This is a genomic window from Clostridium sp. 16K-1-R1, assembly GCF_023921145.1.
In the GTDB taxonomy this organism is placed as follows: Bacteria; Bacillota; Clostridia; order Clostridiales; family Clostridiaceae; genus Sarcina; species Sarcina perfringens.
The window spans coordinates 2510274-2530752 of the sequence record NZ_CP046515.1 but is presented as its reverse complement, the minus strand read 5'-3'; the positions used below and the strand labels follow the sequence as shown (position 1 = coordinate 2530752).

The following is a 20479-nucleotide window of genomic DNA, read 5'->3' as shown; positions in this document are numbered from 1 at the left end:
TAAATTAGGACCTAATGAGGAGAAGATGAGTAATTATGGGGAAATTGAAGGAAAAAACATTTGATATATTTAAAGATTACAAAAAAATAATCTTATATATAATAACCTTTATAGTTTTATACTGTACTTTGATGACTGGTATAATAACAAGAAAGTATGATTTAAAGGTAGGAGATATACCTAAGTCAGACATTAAGGCACATAGAGAAATTATTGATGAATCAGCTACTGAAGCAAGAAAAAAAGAAGCTGAAGAAAAGGTTGATAAACAATATTCTCTAAGGACGGATGTTCAGAAGCAAAGTGAAGAAAAGATAAAGGGTTTCTTTTCTTCAGTTGAAAAAGTTTTAGCTCAAGATAAGCCAGAAGAAGAAAAGGCTAAGCTTATTCCTAGAGCACCCTTTAAAATAACAGATGCACAGGCAAATAAAATTGCCTCAATGAATGAGCAAAGCACTAAGAAATTAGAAAGCGTATGCATAGATGGTCTAAATAAGGCATATGAGGCTCCAATTGAAGATGGAAATGAGCAAGACTTAAAGGAAGCTAAAAAAGAATATACAGATTTTATATCTTCCAGTGATTTAAGTGATTCAGAGAAGGCTATTGCATTAAATTTTGTTAATGTAGTAGAACCAAATTTTTTCTATGATAAAGAAAAAACTGATGAATTAATAAAAGAAACCTTAAAGCAAGTTCCGCCAGTTATGATAAAGAAAAATCAAATAGTAGTAAGTGAAGGTGAGCCAGTTACAGCACATCAATTAGAGCTTTTAGGAACTTTAGGCTTATTAAGCGACTCAGCTTCAGCGCTATATATTTATATTGCTCTAGGAGTTTTAGTAATAATAGTTATGTATCTTCAATATGGATACATACATAAATATTATCCAGCTATAAATAAAGAGTTTTCCAAAATAGTTATGATAAGCATATTAAATGTATTTCCAGTAATACTAGCTAGGCTTTTTGGCATGATGTCAAACTATATAATACCACTAGCATGTATGCCTATGCTTATAACACTTCTACTAAATTACAAAATATCACTAGTATTTAGTATGTTAAATGTAATTTTAATAGGAGGAGCAGTGGGATTTAATCCTAATATAATAATCCTTGCTATTTTAAATGTTGTTTTAGGAGGAACATTGCTTAGAAAAATGCAACAGAGAAATGATATATTATATTCTTCAATAACCGTTGCAGTTTTAAGTTCAATATTAACTTTTAGTGTTGGTACTTTAACAACTAATAACTTTATGGAAATACTTGCAGATAGTACATTTGCAGCGGCAGGAGCTATACTTTCTGGAATACTTACAATAGGTGTTTTACCATTCTTTGAGTCAACATTTGATATAGTAACTAATGCTAAGTTATTAGAATTATCTAATCCTAATAATCCATTACTTAAAAAATTACTAATGGAGGCTCCAGGAACATATCATCATAGTATTTTAGTAGCAAACTTAGCAGAGTTAGCTGCTGAGCAAGTAGGAGGAAATCCGCTATTAGCTAGGATAGGAGCTTATTATCATGATGTTGGTAAAACTAAGAGACCATATTTCTTTAGAGAAAATCAGTTTGGAAAGAAAAATCCACATGATAGGTTAAAACCAGAAGTAAGTAGTAAAATAATAATATCTCACGTTAAAGATGGATCAGAATTAGCCAAGGAATATAATTTACCTAAGACTATACATGATTTTATAGTTACCCATCATGGGGAGACTTTAGTTAAATATTTTTACTTAACAGTAAAAAATAACTCTGAAAATCCAGAAGAGGTTAAGGAAGAGGATTTTAAATATCCAGGACCAAAACCTATGAGTAAAGAACAAGGAATTGTTATGCTAGCAGATTCAACAGAGGCAGCTGTAAGATCAATTAATGAACCTACTGAAGAGAAAATTGAAAAAATGGTCAATAATATTATTGATGATAAGTTAGCATCTGGACAACTAGACAATTGTGATCTTACTCTTAGAGATATAAGTAAGATAAAAAAATGTTTCCTAAAGGCATTAAATGGAATACATCATGAAAGAATAGAATATCCAGATGATAACAAGAAGGAGAAAAAATAAAATGATATTCATAGATAATAGACAGAATAAATTTGAGGTTACGGAAGAATTAACTAAGAAGTTAGAAGAAGTTATTTCTTTTGTGCTAAAAGAAGAAAAAGTTAAAGAGGATTGTGAAGTTTCTTTAGTCTTTGTAGACAACGAAGAAATTAGAGGAATAAACAATGAAACTAGGGGAATAGATAGAGCAACTGATGTTTTATCATTTCCAATGATTGATTATCCAGAGGATAAAGTTTATAAAGATGTTTATTTAGAACATGAATTTGATAAATGCTATTTTGATGGAGATGAACTTATCTTAGGAGATATAGTTTTATCTCTAGAAAGAACTAAAGAACAAAGTATTGAGTTTAATCACTCATTTGAAAGAGAGGCTTGCTACTTAGTAACTCACTCAGTTTTACATCTTTTAGGTTATGACCATATGGAAGAGGAAGAAAAGGCTAGAATGAGAGGAAGAGAAGAGGAGTTACTTGGTAAGTTAAATATAACAAGGGAAAGCTAAGGTATGAGAATGGTTTAGGAGAATATTATGAAGGTAAGAAAACTTATTGATAGCTTTAATTATGCAATAGATGGTATAATATATGCCTTAAGAACTCAGAGAAATATGAGAATACATTTTATAGTAGCTTTAATTATATTATCAGCTTGTTTTGTTTATGATATAAGCAAAATAGAGTTTATAATACTAGCCATAACAATAACCATGGTAATAGCAGCAGAATTAGTTAATACTGCTATAGAAAGCGCTATAGATCTAAGTACAAATTACTATCATCCTTTAGCTAAAGTAGCTAAAAACACAGCAGCCGGGGCAGTACTTATAACTGCAATAAATGCTGTCTTAGTGGGGTATATTATATTTTGGGATGAGCTTACCAATATAACTTTTAGAATTATGGATAGAGTAAAAGAAACAGAGCCTTATATTATATTTATTGTATTAGCCATAGTATGCATAGTTGTGGTTGCTGCAAAGGCTTATTTTGGAGAAGGAACCCCATTAAAGGGTGGAATGCCTTCAGGACACAGTGCTATAGCCTTTTCTATAGCTACGGCTATATCACTTATAAGTAATTCTCATATTATAATTATACTTAGTTATTTAATGGCTTTAATAACGGCTCAGAGCAGAGTGGATTCAGAAGTCCATAGTGTATGGGAAGTTATTGCAGGAGCAATATTAGGAACGCTTATAACAATTTTAATTTTTAAAATATTTAGTTGATAAATTTTTAGTGTCTAGATTTTAGGATGGAGGATGAATTATTATGAAAAAAGAACTTATAAAAAAAGCTTTAGAGGCAAGAGAATTAGCATATTGTCCATATTCAAATTTTAAGGTAGGTGCAGCTGCTTTATTTGAGGATGGTAAAATATATACAGGATGCAATGTTGAAAATGCATCATTTGGAGCAACAAACTGTGCTGAGAGGACTGCTATATTTAAAGGGGTTTCAGAAGGAGCAAGAGTCTTAAAGGCTATGGCTTTAGTAGGAGATTTAAATTCATACACATATCCATGTGGTATATGCAGACAAGTAATAGTAGAGTTTGCAGAGGATAAAGATATAAAAATATTCATAGTAAAAAGTGAAGATGATTATATAGAGACAACATTAGATGAAATTTTACCTGGATCTTTCACTAAAAAGGATCTGGAAAAATAGGAGGAAATATGTTTAAATCAGGATTTATAACAATTGTTGGTAGACCAAATGTAGGTAAGTCAACATTAACAAACTTATTAATGGGAGAAAAACTTTCAATTGTTTCTAATAAACCACAAACAACAAGAAATAACATTCAAACAATATTAACTGGAGAGGACTATCAAATGATTTTTGTTGATACTCCAGGGATACATAAGCCTAAACATAAACTAGGTGAGTATATGGTAAATAGTGCTACAGATTCTATAAAAGATGTAGATTTAGTATTATTTTTAAGTAATCCATGTGAGGAAGTTGGTAGAGGAGATAAGTTTATAATAGAGCAACTTAAAAATCAAAAAGCTCCTGTTATATTCGTATTAAACAAAGTTGATGAGAGTTCACCAGAAAAGGTTGCTAAAACTTTAGAATTATTCTCAAAAGAATATGACTTTGCAGAAATGATTCCAATATCAGCTATGAAAGCTAAAAACACAGATAAACTTTTAGAACTTATGGTTAAATATTTACCAGAGGGTCCTAAATATTATCCAGATGATATGATAACAGATGTTCAAGAAAGATTTGTTGTAGCAGAGATAGTTAGAGAAAAGGCTCTTAAAAATTTAAGCCAAGAAGTTCCTCATGGTATTGCTGTAGATGTTATACAAATGAAACAAGATGATAATGGTAAGTATAACATAGAAGTAGATTTAATATGTGAAAAAGCATCTCATAAAGGAATAATAATTGGTAAAAATGGTCAAACACTTAAGAAGATTGGTTCTACAGCTAGATATGAATTAGAAAGATTCTTAAGAGCAAAAGTAAATATAAAAATATGGGTAAAAGTTAGAAAAGAGTGGAGAGATAATACTTCACTATTAAAGGAATTAGGTTATAAAAAACTTAAATAGGAGGGATAGCTTCTGGCACTTATAGAGAGTGGTGGAGTTATCATTAAGGCTCAAGATTATAAAGAGAACGATAAATTGCTTTGGATTTTTACCGAGAAAATGGGTAAGATAACAGCTATAGCTAAGGGTGCAAAGAAAAGTAAAAGTAAACTCTTTTCATTAACGCACCCTTTATGCTATGGCGATTATTTATTATTCAAGGGAAAGGGTTTATATAGGTTATCTGAAGGAAAAATAAGAACTTCCTTTCAGACATCTTTAACTGACCTAGAAAAGCTTACTTATGCATCTTACTTATGTGAGCTTATTGATATATCACTACAGGATGAAGAAGAAAATTTTAATTTATATAAAGAGTTTATAACCTGTCTTTATTTAATAAATACTGAGGCTATAAGTTATGAACTATTAATAAGAGCTTTTGAGCTTAAATTATTAAAATACACTGGGTATGGATTAAGATTTGATAATTGTGTATTTTGTAAAAATAAATTAAGTGTTTCAAACTACATTAGTTTAAGATATTTTGGAGGCGTTTGTGATAAATGTCCCAAGGAACATGGGCTTTACATAAATAAAGCCACATATAATGCCTTAAGATTCTTAAATAATACTTCTTTGGATAAAGTATATAGATTAACATTAACAGAAGAGGTTAAAGCAGAACTTTTTAAGGTTACTAGTTTTATAATATCTTCTGTATATTCAAGAAAACCTAAAAGTTTAGAAATGTTAAAGTTTATAAAGGAGTGATTTACATGAGTGAAATAACATTAGAAAAAGTAGACCAGGTAATAGAGAGAACATATGCTACTTACGCAGAAGCTAAAGAGGCATTAGAAGCTTGTGATGGTGATGTTGTTAATGCATTAATATATATTGAGAAAAAAAGAGAAGAAGAAAGTAAAGTAGAAGAAGAAAAGGTAATGGAAGAAAAGGCAGAAAGCTTTGAAGATATAAAAAAATTCTTAAAGGATTTAATTGATAAGGGAAATGTATCTAGAATAAGAATTCTTAAGGATGAAAAAGTATTAACTGATATGCCAGTTAATGCTGGGATAGCTGCAGGGGCCATTGCCGTAATATTCCCAAGTATATTAGCACTAAGTGTGGTAGCCGCTATTGCAACAAAGATTACAATAGAAATAACTAAGGCTGATGGAAGTGTTGAGATTGTTAATAAAATAGTCAAAAATGCAGCTAATGATATTAAGGGGAAAGCATTTGGACTAAAGGAAAAAGCTTTTAGTGTAGCAAATGACATGAAAGAAAAAAGAGAAAATGGAAAAACAAATGAGAATAAAATAAACAAATTTCATAAACATAATAAGTTGGAAAATGAAACAAGTTTTACATATACGGTAAAATTTGATGATGTTGACTAGCAAATAAATGTAAAATAAAGGAATATGGAATAAAGAGGAAAAAACTATATGATTTTAAGTGATAATTATCAGATTTGAATGATTTTTCAGAAAATTTGCTATACTAAAAAGATTTAGGTTGTGTTACAATTAATATATAAAAAAATCACTTTAATATAAAAAATCCTTTTTGTTCCTAGTTTATTTAAGGAAGGAGCATTCAAATTGAAATTAACACCGAGGCAGGAAGAAATAGTTAGACTTGTAAAAGAGGGTCAACCAATAACTTCAGAAGCTTTAGCAGGAAAGTTAGGGGTTACAAGAGCAGCCTTAAGACCAGATCTTGCAATACTTACAATGATTGGCGTATTAGATGCAAGACCAAAGGTTGGGTATGTTTATTCAGATAAACCTTCGAACAGTTTCATCTATGAAAAAATAAAAAATATAAAGGTTAAAGACATAATGTCTAAACCGGTTACAGTATGTGAAGAAACTATGCTTCATGATGCTATAGTACATCTATTTTTAAATGATGTAGGAACTATGTTTGTAGAAAATGGAGGAGTTCTAACAGGAGCTGTTTCCAGAAAAGACTTTTTAAAGGTCGCTATAGGAGGAACAGATATTTATAAGGTTCCTGTTGGTGTTATAATGACAAGAATGCCTAACATAGTATGTGCTGTAGAAGAAGATTGCGCTTTTGATGTAGCAAAAAAGATAATAGAACATGAAATAGACTCCGTACCAGTTGTAAAAAGAATTGAAGAAAATGAGGGAAAAGAGAGATTAGAGATCATAGGAAAAATTTCTAAGACTAACATAACAAAGTTGTTTGTTAAGCTTGGAGAAAATTAAATTTATGGTTAAAAAGAAAGATTAAATGGGTAACTATCGGGGGTAATACTCTGTTAGTATATAAAAATTCAACTATAGTATTGAACGGAGGAGTATTGAGATGGAAAAAAAGCAGTATGTTTATCTTTTTAATGAAGGTAACGCAAGTATGAAAAATTTATTAGGTGGAAAAGGTGCTAACTTATCCGAGATGACTATTTTAGGAATACCAGTTCCACAAGGATTTACAGTAACAACTGAAGCATGTAATAAGTATTATGAAGATGACAAAAAGATTTCTCAAGATATTATTGAAGAGATTGAAAATAAAATGTCTGAGTTAGAAAAAATAACTGGCAAAAAATTTGGTTCTCTTGAAAATCCATTATTAGTATCAGTTAGATCTGGTGCAAGAGTTTCAATGCCGGGTATGATGGATACAATTCTAAACCTTGGATTAAATGATGAATCAGTAGAAGCTATGGCTAAATTAACAAATAATCCAAGATTTGCTTATGATTCATATAGAAGATTTATTCAAATGTTTGCTGATGTTGTAATGGGTGTTGAAAAAAGACTTTTTGAAGATTTACTAGACGAAGTTAAGGAAGAAAAAGGTTATAAAATAGATACTGATTTAACAGCAGAGGATTTAAAAGATTTAGTAGTAAAATTTAAAGCGCTTTATAAAAAGGAAAAGGGAGAAGATTTTCCAAGTAATCCAAAAGAACAACTTATAGAGGCAGTTACAGCTGTATTTAGATCATGGAATAATCCAAGAGCAATTGTTTATAGAAGATTAAATGATATTCCAGGAGAATGGGGTACAGCAGTTAACGTTCAAGAGATGGTATTTGGAAATAAGGGAGAAACTTCAGGAACTGGAGTTGCATTTTCAAGAAACCCAGCTAATGGGGATAATGAATTATATGGTGAGTATTTAATGAATGCTCAAGGTGAGGATGTTGTTGCAGGTATAAGAACACCAGAGCCAATAAGCCATTTAGAAGCTCAAAACCCTACAATATATAAGCAATTTACAGATATAGTTAATACATTAGAAAAGCATTATAGAGATATGCAAGACATGGAATTTACAATAGAAGATGGAAAGTTATATTTCCTTCAAACTAGAAATGGTAAGAGAACTGCTCAAGCAGCTTTAAAAATAGCTGTTGATTTAGTTGAAGAAGGAATGTTAACTAAGGAAGAGGCTATATTAAAAGTTGAGCCTAAACAATTAGATACATTACTTCACCCTGCTTTTGCATCTGATGGCTTAAAAGAAGCTAAAATAGTTGCAAAGGGATTACCAGCATCACCAGGAGCTGCATGTGGTAAAATAGCTTTCACAGCTGAAGAAGCTAAGGAAAGAAAAGCAAATGGTGAAAAGGTTGTATTAGTAAGATTAGAGACTTCACCAGAAGATATAGAAGGTATGATTGCTGCAGAAGGTATCTTAACTGTTAGAGGAGGAATGACTTCTCATGCAGCCGTTGTAGCAAGAGGAATGGGTACTTGCTGTGTAGCAGGATGTGGAGAATTAAAAGTTAATGAAGAAGCTAGAACTTTAGAAGTTAATGGACAAGTATTAACCTTTGATGATTATATCTCAATAGATGGTTCAACAGGACACATCTATGCTGAACAAGTTAAGACAGTATCTCCAGAAATTACAGGACATTTCGCTACATTTATGGGATGGGCTGATGAAATAAGAAAGTTAAAGGTTAGAACTAATGCTGATACACCAAGAGATACTAAACAAGCTGTTGAATTTGGTGCAGAAGGTATTGGATTATGTAGAACAGAGCATATGTTCTTTGCTGAAGATAGAATTTTAGCTGTTAGAGAAATGATTTTAGCTAAGAATGAGGATAGTAGAAGAGTTGCATTAGAAAAACTTCTACCAATGCAAAGAGAAGACTTTATAGGAATATATGAAGCTTTAGAAGAAAGACCAGCTACAATAAGATTCTTAGATCCACCTCTACATGAATTCTTACCAAGTGAAGAGGAAGATATAAATGCCTTAGCTAAAGAAATTGGAGTAAGTCCAGCTGAGATTAAGAATGTAGTTGCTGAATTACATGAATTTAACCCAATGATGGGTCATAGAGGATGTCGTTTAGCAGTATCTTATCCAGAGATAGCTGAAATGCAAACAAGAGCTGTCATAGAGGCTGCTATAGAAGTTAAAAAGAATAAAGGATACAATATAGTTCCTGAAATAATGATTCCTTTAATAGGTGAAATAAAAGAATTAAAATATGTTAAAAATGTAGTTGTTGAAACAGCTAAGACAGTAATGGAAGAGAAAGGTGTTCAATTAGATTATAAGGTTGGAACAATGATTGAAATTCCAAGAGCTGCTTTAACAGCTGATAAGATAGCAGAAGAGGCTGAGTTCTTCTCCTTTGGAACAAATGACTTGACTCAAATGACCTTTGGATTCTCAAGAGATGATGCAGCTAAATTCTTAAAAGATTACTATGAAAAAGGAATATATGAGCAAGATCCATTTGCTAAATTAGACCAAGAAGGTGTTGGAGAGCTTATGAGAATTGCTTGTGAAAAAGGTAAGGCAACAAGACCTGATATTAAATTAGGTATATGTGGAGAACATGGTGGAGATCCTTCATCTGTTGAATTCTGTCACAACTTAGGATTAAATTACGTAAGTTGTTCACCTTATAGAGTTCCATTAGCAAGACTTGCAGCTGCACAAGCACAAGTTAAAAATAAAAGATAATAAATAAGATTATATAAAATAAAGGAGTATTCATTATGAATACTCCTTTATTTAAACTTTAATTTTAAATTCAGTAGAAAACAATGTTCTAAGTTCTCCAACAAATCTAACCTGAGCATAGGTATCTAGTGAAACTTCCTTAAGAGATTCTACAAACATTGATTTATTACATTTTTTTATGTTATTATAATAGTCCTTTGATAAGCGCCAATATTTTTGTGGAAATACTAGATATGAAAAAACATATTTGAAGTCATCCTCTGTAAGAGGAGCAATTGAATTATATGTTTTAATTATCTTTCTTGTTAAGTCTATATCCCAATTAGTATTTGATCTTTTTAATAAACGTCTCATAAAATAACATAAATCATACATAGAATAATTTAAGGATGCTTTATCAAAATCAATTACCCAAACATCAGTATTATCAATTAAAATATTTTTATTTACATAATCTCCATGGCAAAGAGATCTACTTAAATTTTTGTCATTAATAGAACCTGAAACTAAGAGAGCTTCTTTAGCTAGATAAATATTTTCATCAAAAACATCTAAAAATATTGATGAAAACTTGTCCTTATGTTTCATTTTAGTTGCAGTATTAAATGATGAAAGAATCTTATTAAAGTGTTTTAATGTGGATATGTAGAGACTATCAAATCCAGTTTTAATTAAACTACCTTCAATTGCTTTAAAGTTTCTTGAACAATTATGCATTTTAGCTAGATTTTCTATGGATAGTAAGATATGTTGTAAGTTATCGAAGTTACATTTTTCACCTTTAACCCATGGACAGAGCATAAAAAGCATATTATTTGCTTTAACAAATCTACCATTAAACTTTGAAGGGAGCATTTTTGGAAGCTTAATTTCATTTCTAGCAAACCATTCCATAACTGAATATATGAATAAGAGAGTCCCTTCATCATAATAAACCTTTTTTAAGCAAAAGGTATTTTTAGGATTATTAATATCATCAATTAATTTATAAACAGCTCTATTTTTATCTGTATTTTTAAATTTTATATTCTCTATAGAATAGTTTTCTAAATTATACATAGGTAAAACTATGGATTCTACAGCATTAAAAATTTCATCAGCTTCATTAAACTTTTTAGAATGCTTTCCCATGATTAACCTCCTAATAAAAAATTCCTTATTATAAGCATATTATGATTAACTTTAGATTATACTTTAAAATGTGAAATAGTTTGATTTAAAGTCAAAAAAATTCATTTAGAGTTTGCTTTATAAAAATATATATAAAGTTGTAAATCTCTAGAATTATAAAAGGATTTTAAATAGGTGCATAGAATATATATAGTAGGTGATGCTATGAAAATAAGAGAGAATATTGAAATTTTCGAAAGAATAAAGTTAAATAAAGTCGCAAAGTTTTCAGATGAATCCAGAGGAAGAGAGCGCTTAGAAGAACCAGATGAGATAAGAACCTGTTTTATGGTAGATAGGGATAGAATAATTCATAGTAAATCTTTTAGAAGATTAAAAAGAAAGACTCAGGTTTTTATAAGAACTTATGGGGATCATTATAGAACAAGGCTTGTTCATACTTTAGAAGTTTCTCAAGTAGCAAGAACGATAGGAGTAGCTCTATCATTAAATGAATATTTAATAGAGGCTATTGCTTTAGGTCATGATTTAGGGCATGCAGCTTTTGCTCATATTGGAGAGGATATTTTAAATGATTTTCTTCCAGGAGGGTTTAAGCATAATGAACAAAGTGTTAGAGTAGCAAAAAAAATAGAGAAAAATGGTTTAGGTCTTAATTTGACTAAAGAAGTTTTAGATGGAATATTAAATCATAGTGGTTTTTCAAATGTGAGCAAGGTAGCAGGAACTTTTGAAGGACAAGTAGTTAGATTTGCAGATAAGATAGCATATGTAAATCATGATATAGATGATTCAATTAGAGCGGGAATTTTAAAAGAAGAAGATTTACCTAAGAACATTATTGAAATCTTAGGCGCTAGTGGCAGTGAAAGAATAGATACCTTAGTTAAAGATTGTGTTTTTAATACAATTGATAACATAGATAAAGGAGAACCTAGGGTATCTTTAAGTAATGAAATAGGAGATGCCTTTATTCAGCTTAGAAAATTTTTGTTTGATAATATATATTTAGGGAAATACTTAGAGGATGAGAGGAAAAAAGCAGAATTTGTACTAAGTAAGGTTATAGAATATTATTACAAAAATTGGGGAGAAATGCCTGAACTATATAAAAATATATGTGAAGAAGAAGGAATACATAGAGGGGTTACGGATTACGTCGCAGGAATGACAGATGATTACTGTACAAATGAGTTCAATAAAATATATATTCCAAAGTTTGTGATGTATTAAATATTTTTGGAATAATTAGGGCTAAATATTGCTAAAATATAATTATTATGCGTTTACACTTGAAAAATATTAAAAAAAAAGTTATATTTAAAATTTGAGAAGGATTTTATCAATTGATGTCGAATAATAATTAATTGTCAAAAAATATTAAGAAGGTGAGTAGATTTCTTGCGAATTTCAGAAGAAATTATAGAAAAAGTTAAAGAGCAGAACGATATTGTTGATGTTGTTTCTGATGTGGTAAGACTAAAAAGAACTGGAAGAAATTTTTCTGGTTTATGTCCATTCCATAATGAAAAAAGTCCATCTTTTAGTGTTTCTCCTGACAAACAAATATTTAAGTGCTTTGGGTGTGGGGAAGCTGGAAATGTAATAAGTTTTGTTATGAAAACTAAAAATTTAAATTTTGTAGATGCAGTTAAAGAGTTAGCTGATAGGGCTAATATAATAATACCAATAGAAGATGGTAAGCAAAGCGAATCGCAAAAGAAAAAGCAGGTTTTATATAACATAAATAAGCAAGCTGCTAGATATTACTTTTCTAATCTTCAAAATAATAAGGAAGCTAAGGAATATTTTTTAAGAAGGGGAATAAAAGAAAATATATTAAAAAGCTTTGGTCTTGGATACGCTAAGGATGGATGGCAAAATACCATAAACTATCTTAGAAAACAAGGCTTTAGTAATGAAGCTATTGAGGCAGCTGGATTAGGGATTAAGAGTGAAAAGGGAACTTTTTATGATAGATTTAGAAATAGAGTTATTTTCCCTGTATTTGACTATAAAGGAAGTGTAATAGGTTTTGGTGGTAGAGTTTTAGATGATTCTAAGCCAAAATATTTAAACTCTCCAGAAACATTAGTCTTTCACAAAGGAACTAATCTATATGCTTTAAATTTTGCTATAAAGCATGGATTACAGGAAAGAACATTAATAATAGTTGAAGGATATATGGATTGTATATCACTTCATCAATATGGAATTACTAATGTAGTTGCTTCTTTAGGTACTGCATTGACAGACAATCAAGCTAGATTATTAAAAAGGTATGTAGACAGAGTAATAATATCCTATGACGCAGATATTGCTGGGCAAATGGCTACTATACGTGGACTTGAGATATTGCAAAATGCAGGATTAGATGTTAGAGTACTAACTGTACCAAAAGGCAAAGATCCAGATGAATTTATAAGAGCTAATGGTAAAGAGGCTTTTATAAAGTTAATTCAATCTTCAAAAAAACTTATAGATTATAAGCTTCATAGGGCTAGAATTGGTATAGATTTTTCAGATAATAATGGATTAATAAAGTATGCTGAAAGAGTTGTTAATATACTATCAGATTTAAATCCTATAGAAAAAGATGTCTACATAAAGAGGATTTCAGAAGAAACATCCATAAAAGAACAAGCATTTTATGATTTATTAAATAAAAACTTAATAAATAGTAATAAAAACCATGAAAATGTGAATAATAAGGAAGAATATGGAACAAAATTATATGTAGAACCTCCTTATGTTAAATGTGAAAGAAGTGTTTTAAAACTTCTTTGTATGGAGGAAAACCATTCATTAGTAAAGAAATACTTAGAAGAGGATGATTTAATATCTCCTAATATTAAATCCTTAGAAGAGATAATCAATGATTCAATTGAGGAAATAGGATTTAATAACTTAGGAAAACATGTAGAAGCTAAGTGTGAAGATCCAAAAGTTTTAAAGGAATGGTTAGAAGTAAAAGACTTACTTATTCTAGATCATTCTTCTAATATAGAAGTTCTTGTTAAAGATTATATTAATCTTATTAGAAAATATAAGTTAGAACAGGAGCAGACTACTGTACTTAAAGAATTAAAAAGATGTGAACAAAACAATATGTTTAAAGAGTCACTTGATTTAGTAAAAAGAGCTAAAGAAATAAGTGATAAATTAAAAGAACTAGAAAGGAGTAAGTAGTTTTAATGGCGGAAGGAGGTAATAAAATGAAAGCTAAAACAACAAAAGCAAAAAAAGGTGAAGGTAAAGAAAAAGTTGACAAAATGGTCTTAGTAAAAAGACTTATAGATAAAGGTAAAAAAAGCGGTTCATTGACTTACAAGGAGATAATGGATGAGCTTGATGAAATAGAATTAAACCCAGAACAAATAGAAAAAATCTATGAGGTTCTAGAATCAATGGGTATAGAGGTCATAAGTGAAATAGAGCAAGAAGAGGAAGAGGAGGAAGAATTAGATCTTTCTGTTCCAGAAGGTATTGCTATTGATGACCCTGTAAGAATGTACTTAAAAGAAATAGGTAAAGTGCCACTATTATCATCAGAGGATGAAATAGAGCTTGCTAAAAAAATAGAAGAAGGAAGCAACTATGCTAAGAAAAAATTAGCAGAGGCTAACTTAAGACTTGTTGTAAGTATAGCTAAAAGATATGTTGGTAGAGGAATGTTATTCCTAGATCTTATACAAGAAGGTAACTTAGGTCTTATAAAGGCTGTTGAAAAATTTGATTACAGAAAAGGGTATAAGTTCTCAACATATGCTACATGGTGGATAAGACAGGCAATAACTAGAGCTATTGCTGACCAAGCAAGAACTATAAGAATACCAGTTCATATGGTAGAAACTATAAATAAACTTATAAGAATACAAAGACAATTAGTTCAAGAGTTAGGAAGAGATCCATTACCAGAGGAATTATCAAAACAAATGGATATGCCAGTAGATAAGGTAAGAGAAATCTTAAAAATAGCTCAAGAACCAGTTTCATTAGAAACTCCAATTGGTGAAGAGGAAGATTCACATTTAGGTGACTTTATACCAGATGATGATGCTCCAGCACCAGCAGAGGCAGCAGCCTTTACAATGTTAAAAGAACAATTAATAAATGTTTTAGATACTTTAACTCCTAGAGAGGAAAAAGTATTAAGATTAAGATTTGGATTAGATGATGGAAGAGCTAGAACTCTTGAAGAAGTTGGTAAAGAATTCAACGTAACTAGAGAGAGAATTAGACAGATTGAAGCAAAAGCTTTAAGAAAATTAAGACATCCAAGTAGAAGTAAAAAGTTAAAAGATTATTTAGATTAGTATCTTAAGATTAGTGCCTTAAAGGTGCTAATCTTTTTTTAGTTAATACTTTAAAAGTTTTAATGTTATATAAGATGAGAAGTTTAAAATTATATGAAAAGATTCTGAGTTTAAGGAAATGAATAGATAAAAATTATGATTCATATAAAGTATAGAGGTAATAATAAAAGCTAAGAGCTAGTTTCTGAATAAAGCTTTATTTTATGATATAATTACAATGAGGTGAAGTAGTAAATGACAAAATTTAAGGCTAGAAGAGGCCATGGCGTATTTGAAGTCTTGGCATATCTTTTATTAGGAAATGCACTATTAATCATATTGAATAACATAGTGAATGGTTATTTAGAGAGGAACTTAGTAATAGTATCAAGCTTTGTTTATAGCATTGTATGCATTTATTACATTTTACTTGATTTATCCTTAGTTTACGAAGTTAATGATGATTACATTGAAATAAATTGTTTTAAAGGATTAAAAAAATTTAGGATAAATTTTAAAGATGTAAATGGTTTTTTAGAACAAGATAAAGTTATAAATGGATTTAAATTATCTGGTTTTGGAAAACATAAATATTGTTTTGGTAGATGTGTTGTTCATAATGTAGGAATTGCTCGTATGTTTGTAACTTCTAGTAAGAGGGTTATATATATACATACAGAGGATATAAGTTATGGATTATCTCCAGATGAATTTGAAAAGTTTAAAGAGTTAATAGTATCAAAGGGAATAAAGGAAGAAAGTTTCAAGGTAAAAGTTAATAATGCAAGAGCAATAATAAGGGATAAGGGATTTTATATTCCTTTTATAATAACATCCTTATTAATATTAGGCATTATACTAATACCTTCTATATTATATTTATCAGGAGCTATGCCTGATAAAATGCCAATTGATTTTAGTGCACATTTCATACCTTGTACTATTGGAAGTGCAAAGGATTTTGTAGGAAGACAAATTATATATGGAATAATGAATATGATTCTGTTAGTATGTATTTATTATGCAAGTCATTTTTGTGCTAAATATGATAAAAAGTTAGCTCAAAGATATATTTATTTGTCTTTAATAATATCATTGGTGTTTTTAGTTTCTCAAATACAAACACTGGTAAATTATTTGTAGAAAGTGGGATAATATGGAGTTAAGTAAGAGATTAAAAAGAATAGCAGAACATGTTGATAAATGTGAAAGTGTAGCTGATATAGGTACAGATCATGGATACATACCTATATATTTAGTTAAAGAAGGAATATGCAAAAAAGCAATAGCTTCAGATATAAATAAAGGACCTATAGAAAAAGCAAAGGTTAATGTTGCTTTTGAAGGGGTTTCAAATAAGGTTAAATGCCTTTTAGGACCAGGGCTTAATCCTTTAAAAGTAGGAGAAGTAAATGGAGTTATATTAGCTGGAATGGGTGGAAATCTAACTAGAGATATTTTATTAGCTGATATGGATAAGGTAAAAAAGTATGATTTCATAATATTACAGCCAGCTCAAAACCCAGAGGTTTTAAGAGAGTTTTTATATAAGAATGATTATGAAATAATAGATGAAGATTTAATTAAAGATGAAGGCAGATTTTATGAATTATTTAAAGTAAAATACAATGAAAATTCAGAAAAACTAGTATTTGAGGATGGATTATATTACGAAGTAAGTCCTTTATTAAGAGAAAAAAATCATCCATTATTTAAGGAATTTATAGAAGAAAAAATAAATAGATGTGAGACTATATTAAGTTTTATAAAAGAAGATACAGAAGCGGCTAAAAAGAGAAAAAGTGATTTAGAAGAAAAGATAAATAAACTTAAGGGGATGTTATAATGAAATTAAATGACATTATAAATATAATAGAAGATATTGCCCCAGTTAATTTAAAAGAAGGCTTTGATAATGTAGGCCTTATGGTTGGGGATAGAGAAAAAAATATAACTAAGATTTTATTAGCTTTAGATTGTACTGAAGAGGTTATTAAAGAGGCTAAGGAAATGGGTGCAGAGCTTATTTTAACTCATCATCCACTTTTATTTAGAAAGCCAAGTACAATAACAACAGATACTCTATTAGGTAGAAAAATTATAAGCTTAATAAAAGATGATATAAATCTTTATTCAGCGCACACTAACTGGGACTCAGTTAAAGGTGGATTAAATGATACCTTAGTTGAAATCTTAGGATTTAATAAAGGAATCATAATGGATAAAAGCCCAGTTGATTCTGAGGCTGGAATTGGTAGAGTAGTAGAGTTAACTAAGGAAATGACTGTCCTAGAAATAATAAACCTTATAAAATCATCTTTAGGTATTAAGAATTTAAGATATGCAGGAGATTTAAATGAAGTTATTAAGAAAATTGCTATTGTAAATGGTAGTGGGCAAGATTTCTTTGGAGATGCAAAAAAACTTGGAGCAGATCTAATAATAACTGGAGATACAACATATCATTTTGTTTCAGATTATAAGGAAATGGGATTAAATATTCTAGACATAGGACATTTTAATTCAGAGTGGCCTGTTTTAATTAAGGTAAGTGAAAAAGTAAAAGAAAGATTAGATTCAGACGTGGAATTTATTGTTTCAAAAGAGGCTAAAGATCCCTTTGAATTCATATAATTTTTTTGGTATATAATATTACAATTAAAACATAATATTGGATAAATAACATTATTTGAATTTATGTGATTTTATTATATAATAGGTATGGTGTGGTACTTCACCATACCTAAAATTTTATAAAAAAATCCAATGTAATTTGGTAGAGGTTCGTAACCATCCCTCTATAAAAAACTAAGGGCTGTAACTGTATTATAGGATAGTTATACTCTTTAGTATGCCTGTAATATAGTTTTTATTATTTTTAGGCTGAATTTATAAGCTTTTTTGTAAGTAAATATGAATTTTTAAATAGCTATTAATAACTAACTTAAATTTTAACTAAGATTATTAAAAAGTATAAATGAAGAGTTAAATTATGTTTTTAATAGGTGATTAATTTTTTTTTAGGATTATTATAAAGCTTAGTAAGATTAGTTTTAAAATTTATCTTAGCAAAAAGATAGTTATAAGGAAGCTTAAAGATAATAACAGTTCCTTTTGGTGAAGTTAAATCAAAGGGAGGAAATTAAAATGGATAAGAGAAAGGTAATTGTTGATTGTGATCCAGGGATAGACGATGCTTTAGCCATTATTCTTGCATTAAAGTCAAAAGAGATTGAGGTTATTGGAATAACCACCGTATCAGGAAATGTTAAAAGTTTACAGGGAGCTAAAAATGCCTTAAAGGTACTTAAGCTTTTAGGTAGATTGGATATTCCTGTTTACTTAGGAGAAAGTAAGCCAATTAAAAGAGAGCTTGTAACAGCACAGGATACTCATGGGGAAGATGGCTTAGGAGAAACTTTCTTAGAAGAGGTTTCTAGTGAGTATATTAGAGAAAATAGTGTTGATTTTATTTTAAATACTTTAAAAAATCATGAAAATGTTAGTATTATTGCTCTTGGACCACTAACAAATCTATGCAGAGCTATAGAGAAGGATTCAGAAACTTTTCATAGAGTTAAGGAAATAGTTTCTATGGGTGGAGCTTATAAGAGTCATGGAAATTGTTCACCAGTAGCTGAATTTAATTACTGGGTAGATCCTCATGGAGCAAGGGAGTTTCTAAAAAAGTTTAATGGTGAATTTACCATGGTTGGTTTAGATGTTACAAGAGAGATAGTTTTAACACCAAATTTAAGAGAAATGATACATCAATTTAAAGATGAAATTGGTGATTTTATATATGATATTACTAGATTCTATGTTGATTTCCATTGGGAACAAGAGAGAACACTTGGATGTGTTATAAATGATCCCTTAGCAGTAGAGTATTTTATAAATAGAGAGCTTTGTGAGGGTTTTAAGGCTTATGTGGACATAGCTTGCGAAGATATATCAATGGGACAAAGTGTTGTTGATGTTGCAGATTTTTATAAAAAAAGAAAAAATGTATTTGTTTTAGATAAAGTTAATAGCAAAGAATTTATGGTAAGTTTTCTTAATAAAATATTCCCAAGCCATAAAGAGGATATTAAAAATGTACTTAATAATCCAAAGTATGGTATTTAATAGGGAGGGAATATTAATATGAGAAATTCAAAAAGTTTAAAGTTAACAATAATGGGAATAGGAATAGCATTAAATATAATTGGAGCTTTTATAGCCTTAAATTTAAGATTACCTATTTATTTAGATTCTATAGGTACAATTATGGTTGGATTTGTATTAGGGCCTGTTTATGGAATGGCAACTGGAGTCTTAGGAAGTGTGGTTAGTGGAATAACCTTTGATATATATTCTTTATATTTTGCACCAGTTCAAATATTTACTGGATTTTTTGCAGGATATTTTTATGAAAAAGGGCTTATGAAAGGAAAGAAATTATTTTTAAGCGTCTTTGTAATGACTCTATTTGTAAGTTTTACAGGAGCTTGTTTAACTGCCTATATATTTGGTGGTATTACTTCATCAGGTTCTAGTTATATAATAGTTATTTTAAATAATTTAGGGGTTAACCCTGTGGTAAGTGCTTTTATAACACAATTTTTAACAGATTATTGTGATAAATTAGTAGCAGTTTTAATAATGTTACAGGTTGTTGTAAGATTGCCTAAAAATATTTTGTTAAGAGTACAGAATAATTAAATGGAGATGAAAAAAATTTGGATAGATATAATGTTATAGATAATAAAAATAATAGAGAGATAGTTCTTCTAAAATCTTTTCCTTGTGTATGGGGAAAGTGTGCCTTTTGTGATTATATAGAAGATAACTCAAAAAATACTGAAGAGATAATAAAATTAAATAAAGAAGTTCTTAGCAATGTAAAAGGAATTTATGGAGTTTTAGAAGTAATAAACTCTGGAAGTGTTTTTGAACTTCCGAAGGAAACCTTAGAAGAGATAAAAAGGATTGTTGTTGAGAAAAATATTAAAAAACTTTTCTTTGAAGCACATTGGTGTTATAGAAATAGATTAAAGGAGATAGAAGAATACTTTGGAGTTCCTATAATATTTAAAACTGGTATTGAAACCTTTGATAATCATTTTAGAAATGATATTTTAAACAAGAATGCTAGATTTAATGATGTAGAAGAAGTAAAAAAATACTTTAAGTCAATATGCTTAATGGTTGGAATAAAGGGACAAACTAAGGATATGATAAAGAGAGATATGGACATACTTTTAAATAATTTTAAGTATGGAACAGTTAATATATGGACTGAAAACACAACTTCTTTCAAAAGAGACGAGGAGCTTATTAAATGGTTTGAAAAAGAGTATTCTTTCTTAAAGGATAATAAAACCATAGAAGTATTATTTGAAAATACAGACTTTGGGGTAGGAGATTAGTATTTTTAGATATAAACACATTAA

General features: G+C 29.4%; 19 protein-coding genes and 1 riboswitch. Of the genes, 18 read left to right on the top strand and 1 reads right to left on the bottom strand.

Translation table 11 applies throughout. The annotated features are described in order from the left end of the window. Positions 1–35 precede the first annotated feature (35 nt). The 9 genes from GOM42_RS11210 (at position 36) to ppdK (ending at position 9618) form a co-directional block, all read left to right on the top strand. Positions 36–2090, top strand: coding sequence for an HDIG domain-containing metalloprotein (locus GOM42_RS11210; protein ID WP_003482023.1), 2055 nt, complete (start codon positions 36–38; stop codon positions 2088–2090). A gap of 1 nt (position 2091) precedes the next feature. After that, positions 2092–2598: an rRNA maturation RNase YbeY gene (gene ybeY / locus GOM42_RS11205; RefSeq protein WP_003455166.1), complete on the top strand. Its 507-nt coding sequence runs from the start codon at positions 2092–2094 to the stop codon at positions 2596–2598. 27 nt (positions 2599–2625) lie between these two features. Beyond that, positions 2626–3324 carry a diacylglycerol kinase gene (locus GOM42_RS11200; RefSeq protein ID WP_003455106.1) on the top strand — a complete coding sequence of 233 codons (699 nt, stop codon included), beginning with the start codon at positions 2626–2628 and terminating at the stop codon, positions 3322–3324. Positions 3325–3367: 43 nt separating this feature from the next. Continuing rightward, the gene (locus GOM42_RS11195; protein WP_003461827.1) at positions 3368–3766 is read left to right on the top strand and encodes a cytidine deaminase; all 399 of its coding nucleotides are present in this window, start codon (positions 3368–3370) and stop codon (positions 3764–3766) included. A gap of 8 nt (positions 3767–3774) precedes the next feature. Further along, positions 3775–4665 carry a GTPase Era gene (gene era, locus GOM42_RS11190; RefSeq protein ID WP_011591023.1) on the top strand — a complete coding sequence of 297 codons (891 nt, stop codon included), beginning with the start codon at positions 3775–3777 and terminating at the stop codon, positions 4663–4665. A 21-nt stretch (positions 4666–4686) separates the two neighbouring features. After that, positions 4687–5418: a DNA repair protein RecO gene (recO, locus tag GOM42_RS11185; protein ID WP_136002319.1), complete on the top strand. Its 732-nt coding sequence runs from the start codon at positions 4687–4689 to the stop codon at positions 5416–5418. A gap of 5 nt (positions 5419–5423) precedes the next feature. Further along, positions 5424–6050 carry a DUF4342 domain-containing protein gene (locus GOM42_RS11180; RefSeq protein ID WP_003451685.1) on the top strand — a complete coding sequence of 209 codons (627 nt, stop codon included), beginning with the start codon at positions 5424–5426 and terminating at the stop codon, positions 6048–6050. Positions 6051–6254: 204 nt separating this feature from the next. Next, on the top strand, positions 6255–6887 hold the full coding sequence (locus tag GOM42_RS11175; RefSeq protein WP_003451073.1) for a CBS domain-containing protein: 633 nt from the start codon (positions 6255–6257) through the stop codon (positions 6885–6887). Positions 6888–6987: 100 nt separating this feature from the next. After that, entirely contained in the window at positions 6988–9618 is a 2631-nt protein-coding gene (gene ppdK / locus GOM42_RS11170; RefSeq protein WP_003455045.1) for a pyruvate, phosphate dikinase, read from the top strand. Positions 9619–9669: 51 nt separating this feature from the next. On the opposite strand, the gene GOM42_RS11165 is transcribed toward ppdK, so the two are convergent. Further along, positions 9670–10749 (bottom strand): CotS family spore coat protein, encoded by a 1080-nt coding sequence (locus GOM42_RS11165; protein WP_110077231.1) that lies wholly within the window; start codon positions 10747–10749, stop codon positions 9670–9672. Between the two features lie 204 nt (positions 10750–10953). On the opposite strand from GOM42_RS11165, the gene GOM42_RS11160 reads away from it, so the two are divergent. The 9 genes from GOM42_RS11160 to GOM42_RS11120 all read left to right on the top strand — a co-directional run bounded on the left by GOM42_RS11160 (position 10954) and on the right by GOM42_RS11120 (position 20455). Then, on the top strand, positions 10954–11982 hold the full coding sequence (locus GOM42_RS11160; RefSeq protein WP_011591022.1) for a deoxyguanosinetriphosphate triphosphohydrolase: 1029 nt from the start codon (positions 10954–10956) through the stop codon (positions 11980–11982). Positions 11983–12150: 168 nt separating this feature from the next. After that, positions 12151–13938 carry a DNA primase gene (gene dnaG, locus GOM42_RS11155; protein ID WP_110034833.1) on the top strand — a complete coding sequence of 596 codons (1788 nt, stop codon included), beginning with the start codon at positions 12151–12153 and terminating at the stop codon, positions 13936–13938. 26 nt (positions 13939–13964) lie between these two features. Continuing rightward, the gene (gene rpoD, locus GOM42_RS11150) at positions 13965–15065 is read left to right on the top strand and encodes an RNA polymerase sigma factor RpoD (protein WP_003451215.1); all 1101 of its coding nucleotides are present in this window, start codon (positions 13965–13967) and stop codon (positions 15063–15065) included. Positions 15066–15299: 234 nt separating this feature from the next. Next, positions 15300–16187, top strand: a complete 888-nt coding sequence (locus tag GOM42_RS11145) for a PH domain-containing protein (RefSeq protein WP_003454720.1) — start codon at positions 15300–15302, stop codon at positions 16185–16187. Between the two features lie 13 nt (positions 16188–16200). Then, entirely contained in the window at positions 16201–16890 is a 690-nt protein-coding gene (locus GOM42_RS11140; RefSeq protein ID WP_003455116.1) for a class I SAM-dependent methyltransferase, read from the top strand. Beyond that, entirely contained in the window at positions 16890–17678 is a 789-nt protein-coding gene (locus tag GOM42_RS11135; protein ID WP_003455195.1) for a Nif3-like dinuclear metal center hexameric protein, read from the top strand. The genes GOM42_RS11140 and GOM42_RS11135 overlap by 1 nt, the downstream gene beginning before the upstream one ends. Positions 17679–17817: 139 nt before the next feature. Next, positions 17818–17862: riboswitch (PreQ1 riboswitch) on the top strand. 329 nt (positions 17863–18191) lie between these two features. After that, on the top strand, positions 18192–19172 hold the full coding sequence (locus GOM42_RS11130) for a nucleoside hydrolase (protein ID WP_057231873.1): 981 nt from the start codon (positions 18192–18194) through the stop codon (positions 19170–19172). Between the two features lie 18 nt (positions 19173–19190). Continuing rightward, positions 19191–19748, top strand: a complete 558-nt coding sequence (locus GOM42_RS11125; protein WP_003451567.1) for an ECF transporter S component — start codon at positions 19191–19193, stop codon at positions 19746–19748. Between the two features lie 17 nt (positions 19749–19765). Continuing rightward, the gene (locus GOM42_RS11120; protein ID WP_003455144.1) at positions 19766–20455 is read left to right on the top strand and encodes a radical SAM protein; all 690 of its coding nucleotides are present in this window, start codon (positions 19766–19768) and stop codon (positions 20453–20455) included. Positions 20456–20479 lie beyond the last annotated feature (24 nt).

Bases quoted from the DNA above. Each gene is read 5' to 3' on its own strand.
- GOM42_RS11200 (WP_003455106.1), top strand. From the start codon at position 2,626: ATGAAGGTAAGAAAACTTATTGATAGCTTTAATTATGCAATAGATGGT.
- GOM42_RS11195 (WP_003461827.1), top strand. From the start codon at position 3,368: ATGAAAAAAGAACTTATAAAAAAAGCTTTAGAGGCAAGAGAATTAGCA.
- era (WP_011591023.1), top strand. From the start codon at position 3,775: ATGTTTAAATCAGGATTTATAACAATTGTTGGTAGACCAAATGTAGGT.
- GOM42_RS11180 (WP_003451685.1), top strand. From the start codon at position 5,424: ATGAGTGAAATAACATTAGAAAAAGTAGACCAGGTAATAGAGAGAACA.
- ybeY (WP_003455166.1), top strand. From the start codon at position 2,092: ATGATATTCATAGATAATAGACAGAATAAATTTGAGGTTACGGAAGAA.
- GOM42_RS11125 (WP_003451567.1), top strand. From the start codon at position 19,191: ATGAGAAATTCAAAAAGTTTAAAGTTAACAATAATGGGAATAGGAATA.
- ppdK (WP_003455045.1), top strand. From the start codon at position 6,988: ATGGAAAAAAAGCAGTATGTTTATCTTTTTAATGAAGGTAACGCAAGT.
- GOM42_RS11135 (WP_003455195.1), top strand. From the start codon at position 16,890: ATGAAATTAAATGACATTATAAATATAATAGAAGATATTGCCCCAGTT.
- GOM42_RS11210 (WP_003482023.1), top strand. From the start codon at position 36: ATGGGGAAATTGAAGGAAAAAACATTTGATATATTTAAAGATTACAAA.
- GOM42_RS11145 (WP_003454720.1), top strand. From the start codon at position 15,300: ATGACAAAATTTAAGGCTAGAAGAGGCCATGGCGTATTTGAAGTCTTG.
- GOM42_RS11165 (WP_110077231.1), bottom strand. From the start codon at position 10,749: ATGGGAAAGCATTCTAAAAAGTTTAATGAAGCTGATGAAATTTTTAAT.
- GOM42_RS11160 (WP_011591022.1), top strand. From the start codon at position 10,954: ATGAAAATAAGAGAGAATATTGAAATTTTCGAAAGAATAAAGTTAAAT.
- GOM42_RS11140 (WP_003455116.1), top strand. From the start codon at position 16,201: ATGGAGTTAAGTAAGAGATTAAAAAGAATAGCAGAACATGTTGATAAA.
- rpoD (WP_003451215.1), top strand. From the start codon at position 13,965: ATGAAAGCTAAAACAACAAAAGCAAAAAAAGGTGAAGGTAAAGAAAAA.
- GOM42_RS11130 (WP_057231873.1), top strand. From the start codon at position 18,192: ATGGATAAGAGAAAGGTAATTGTTGATTGTGATCCAGGGATAGACGAT.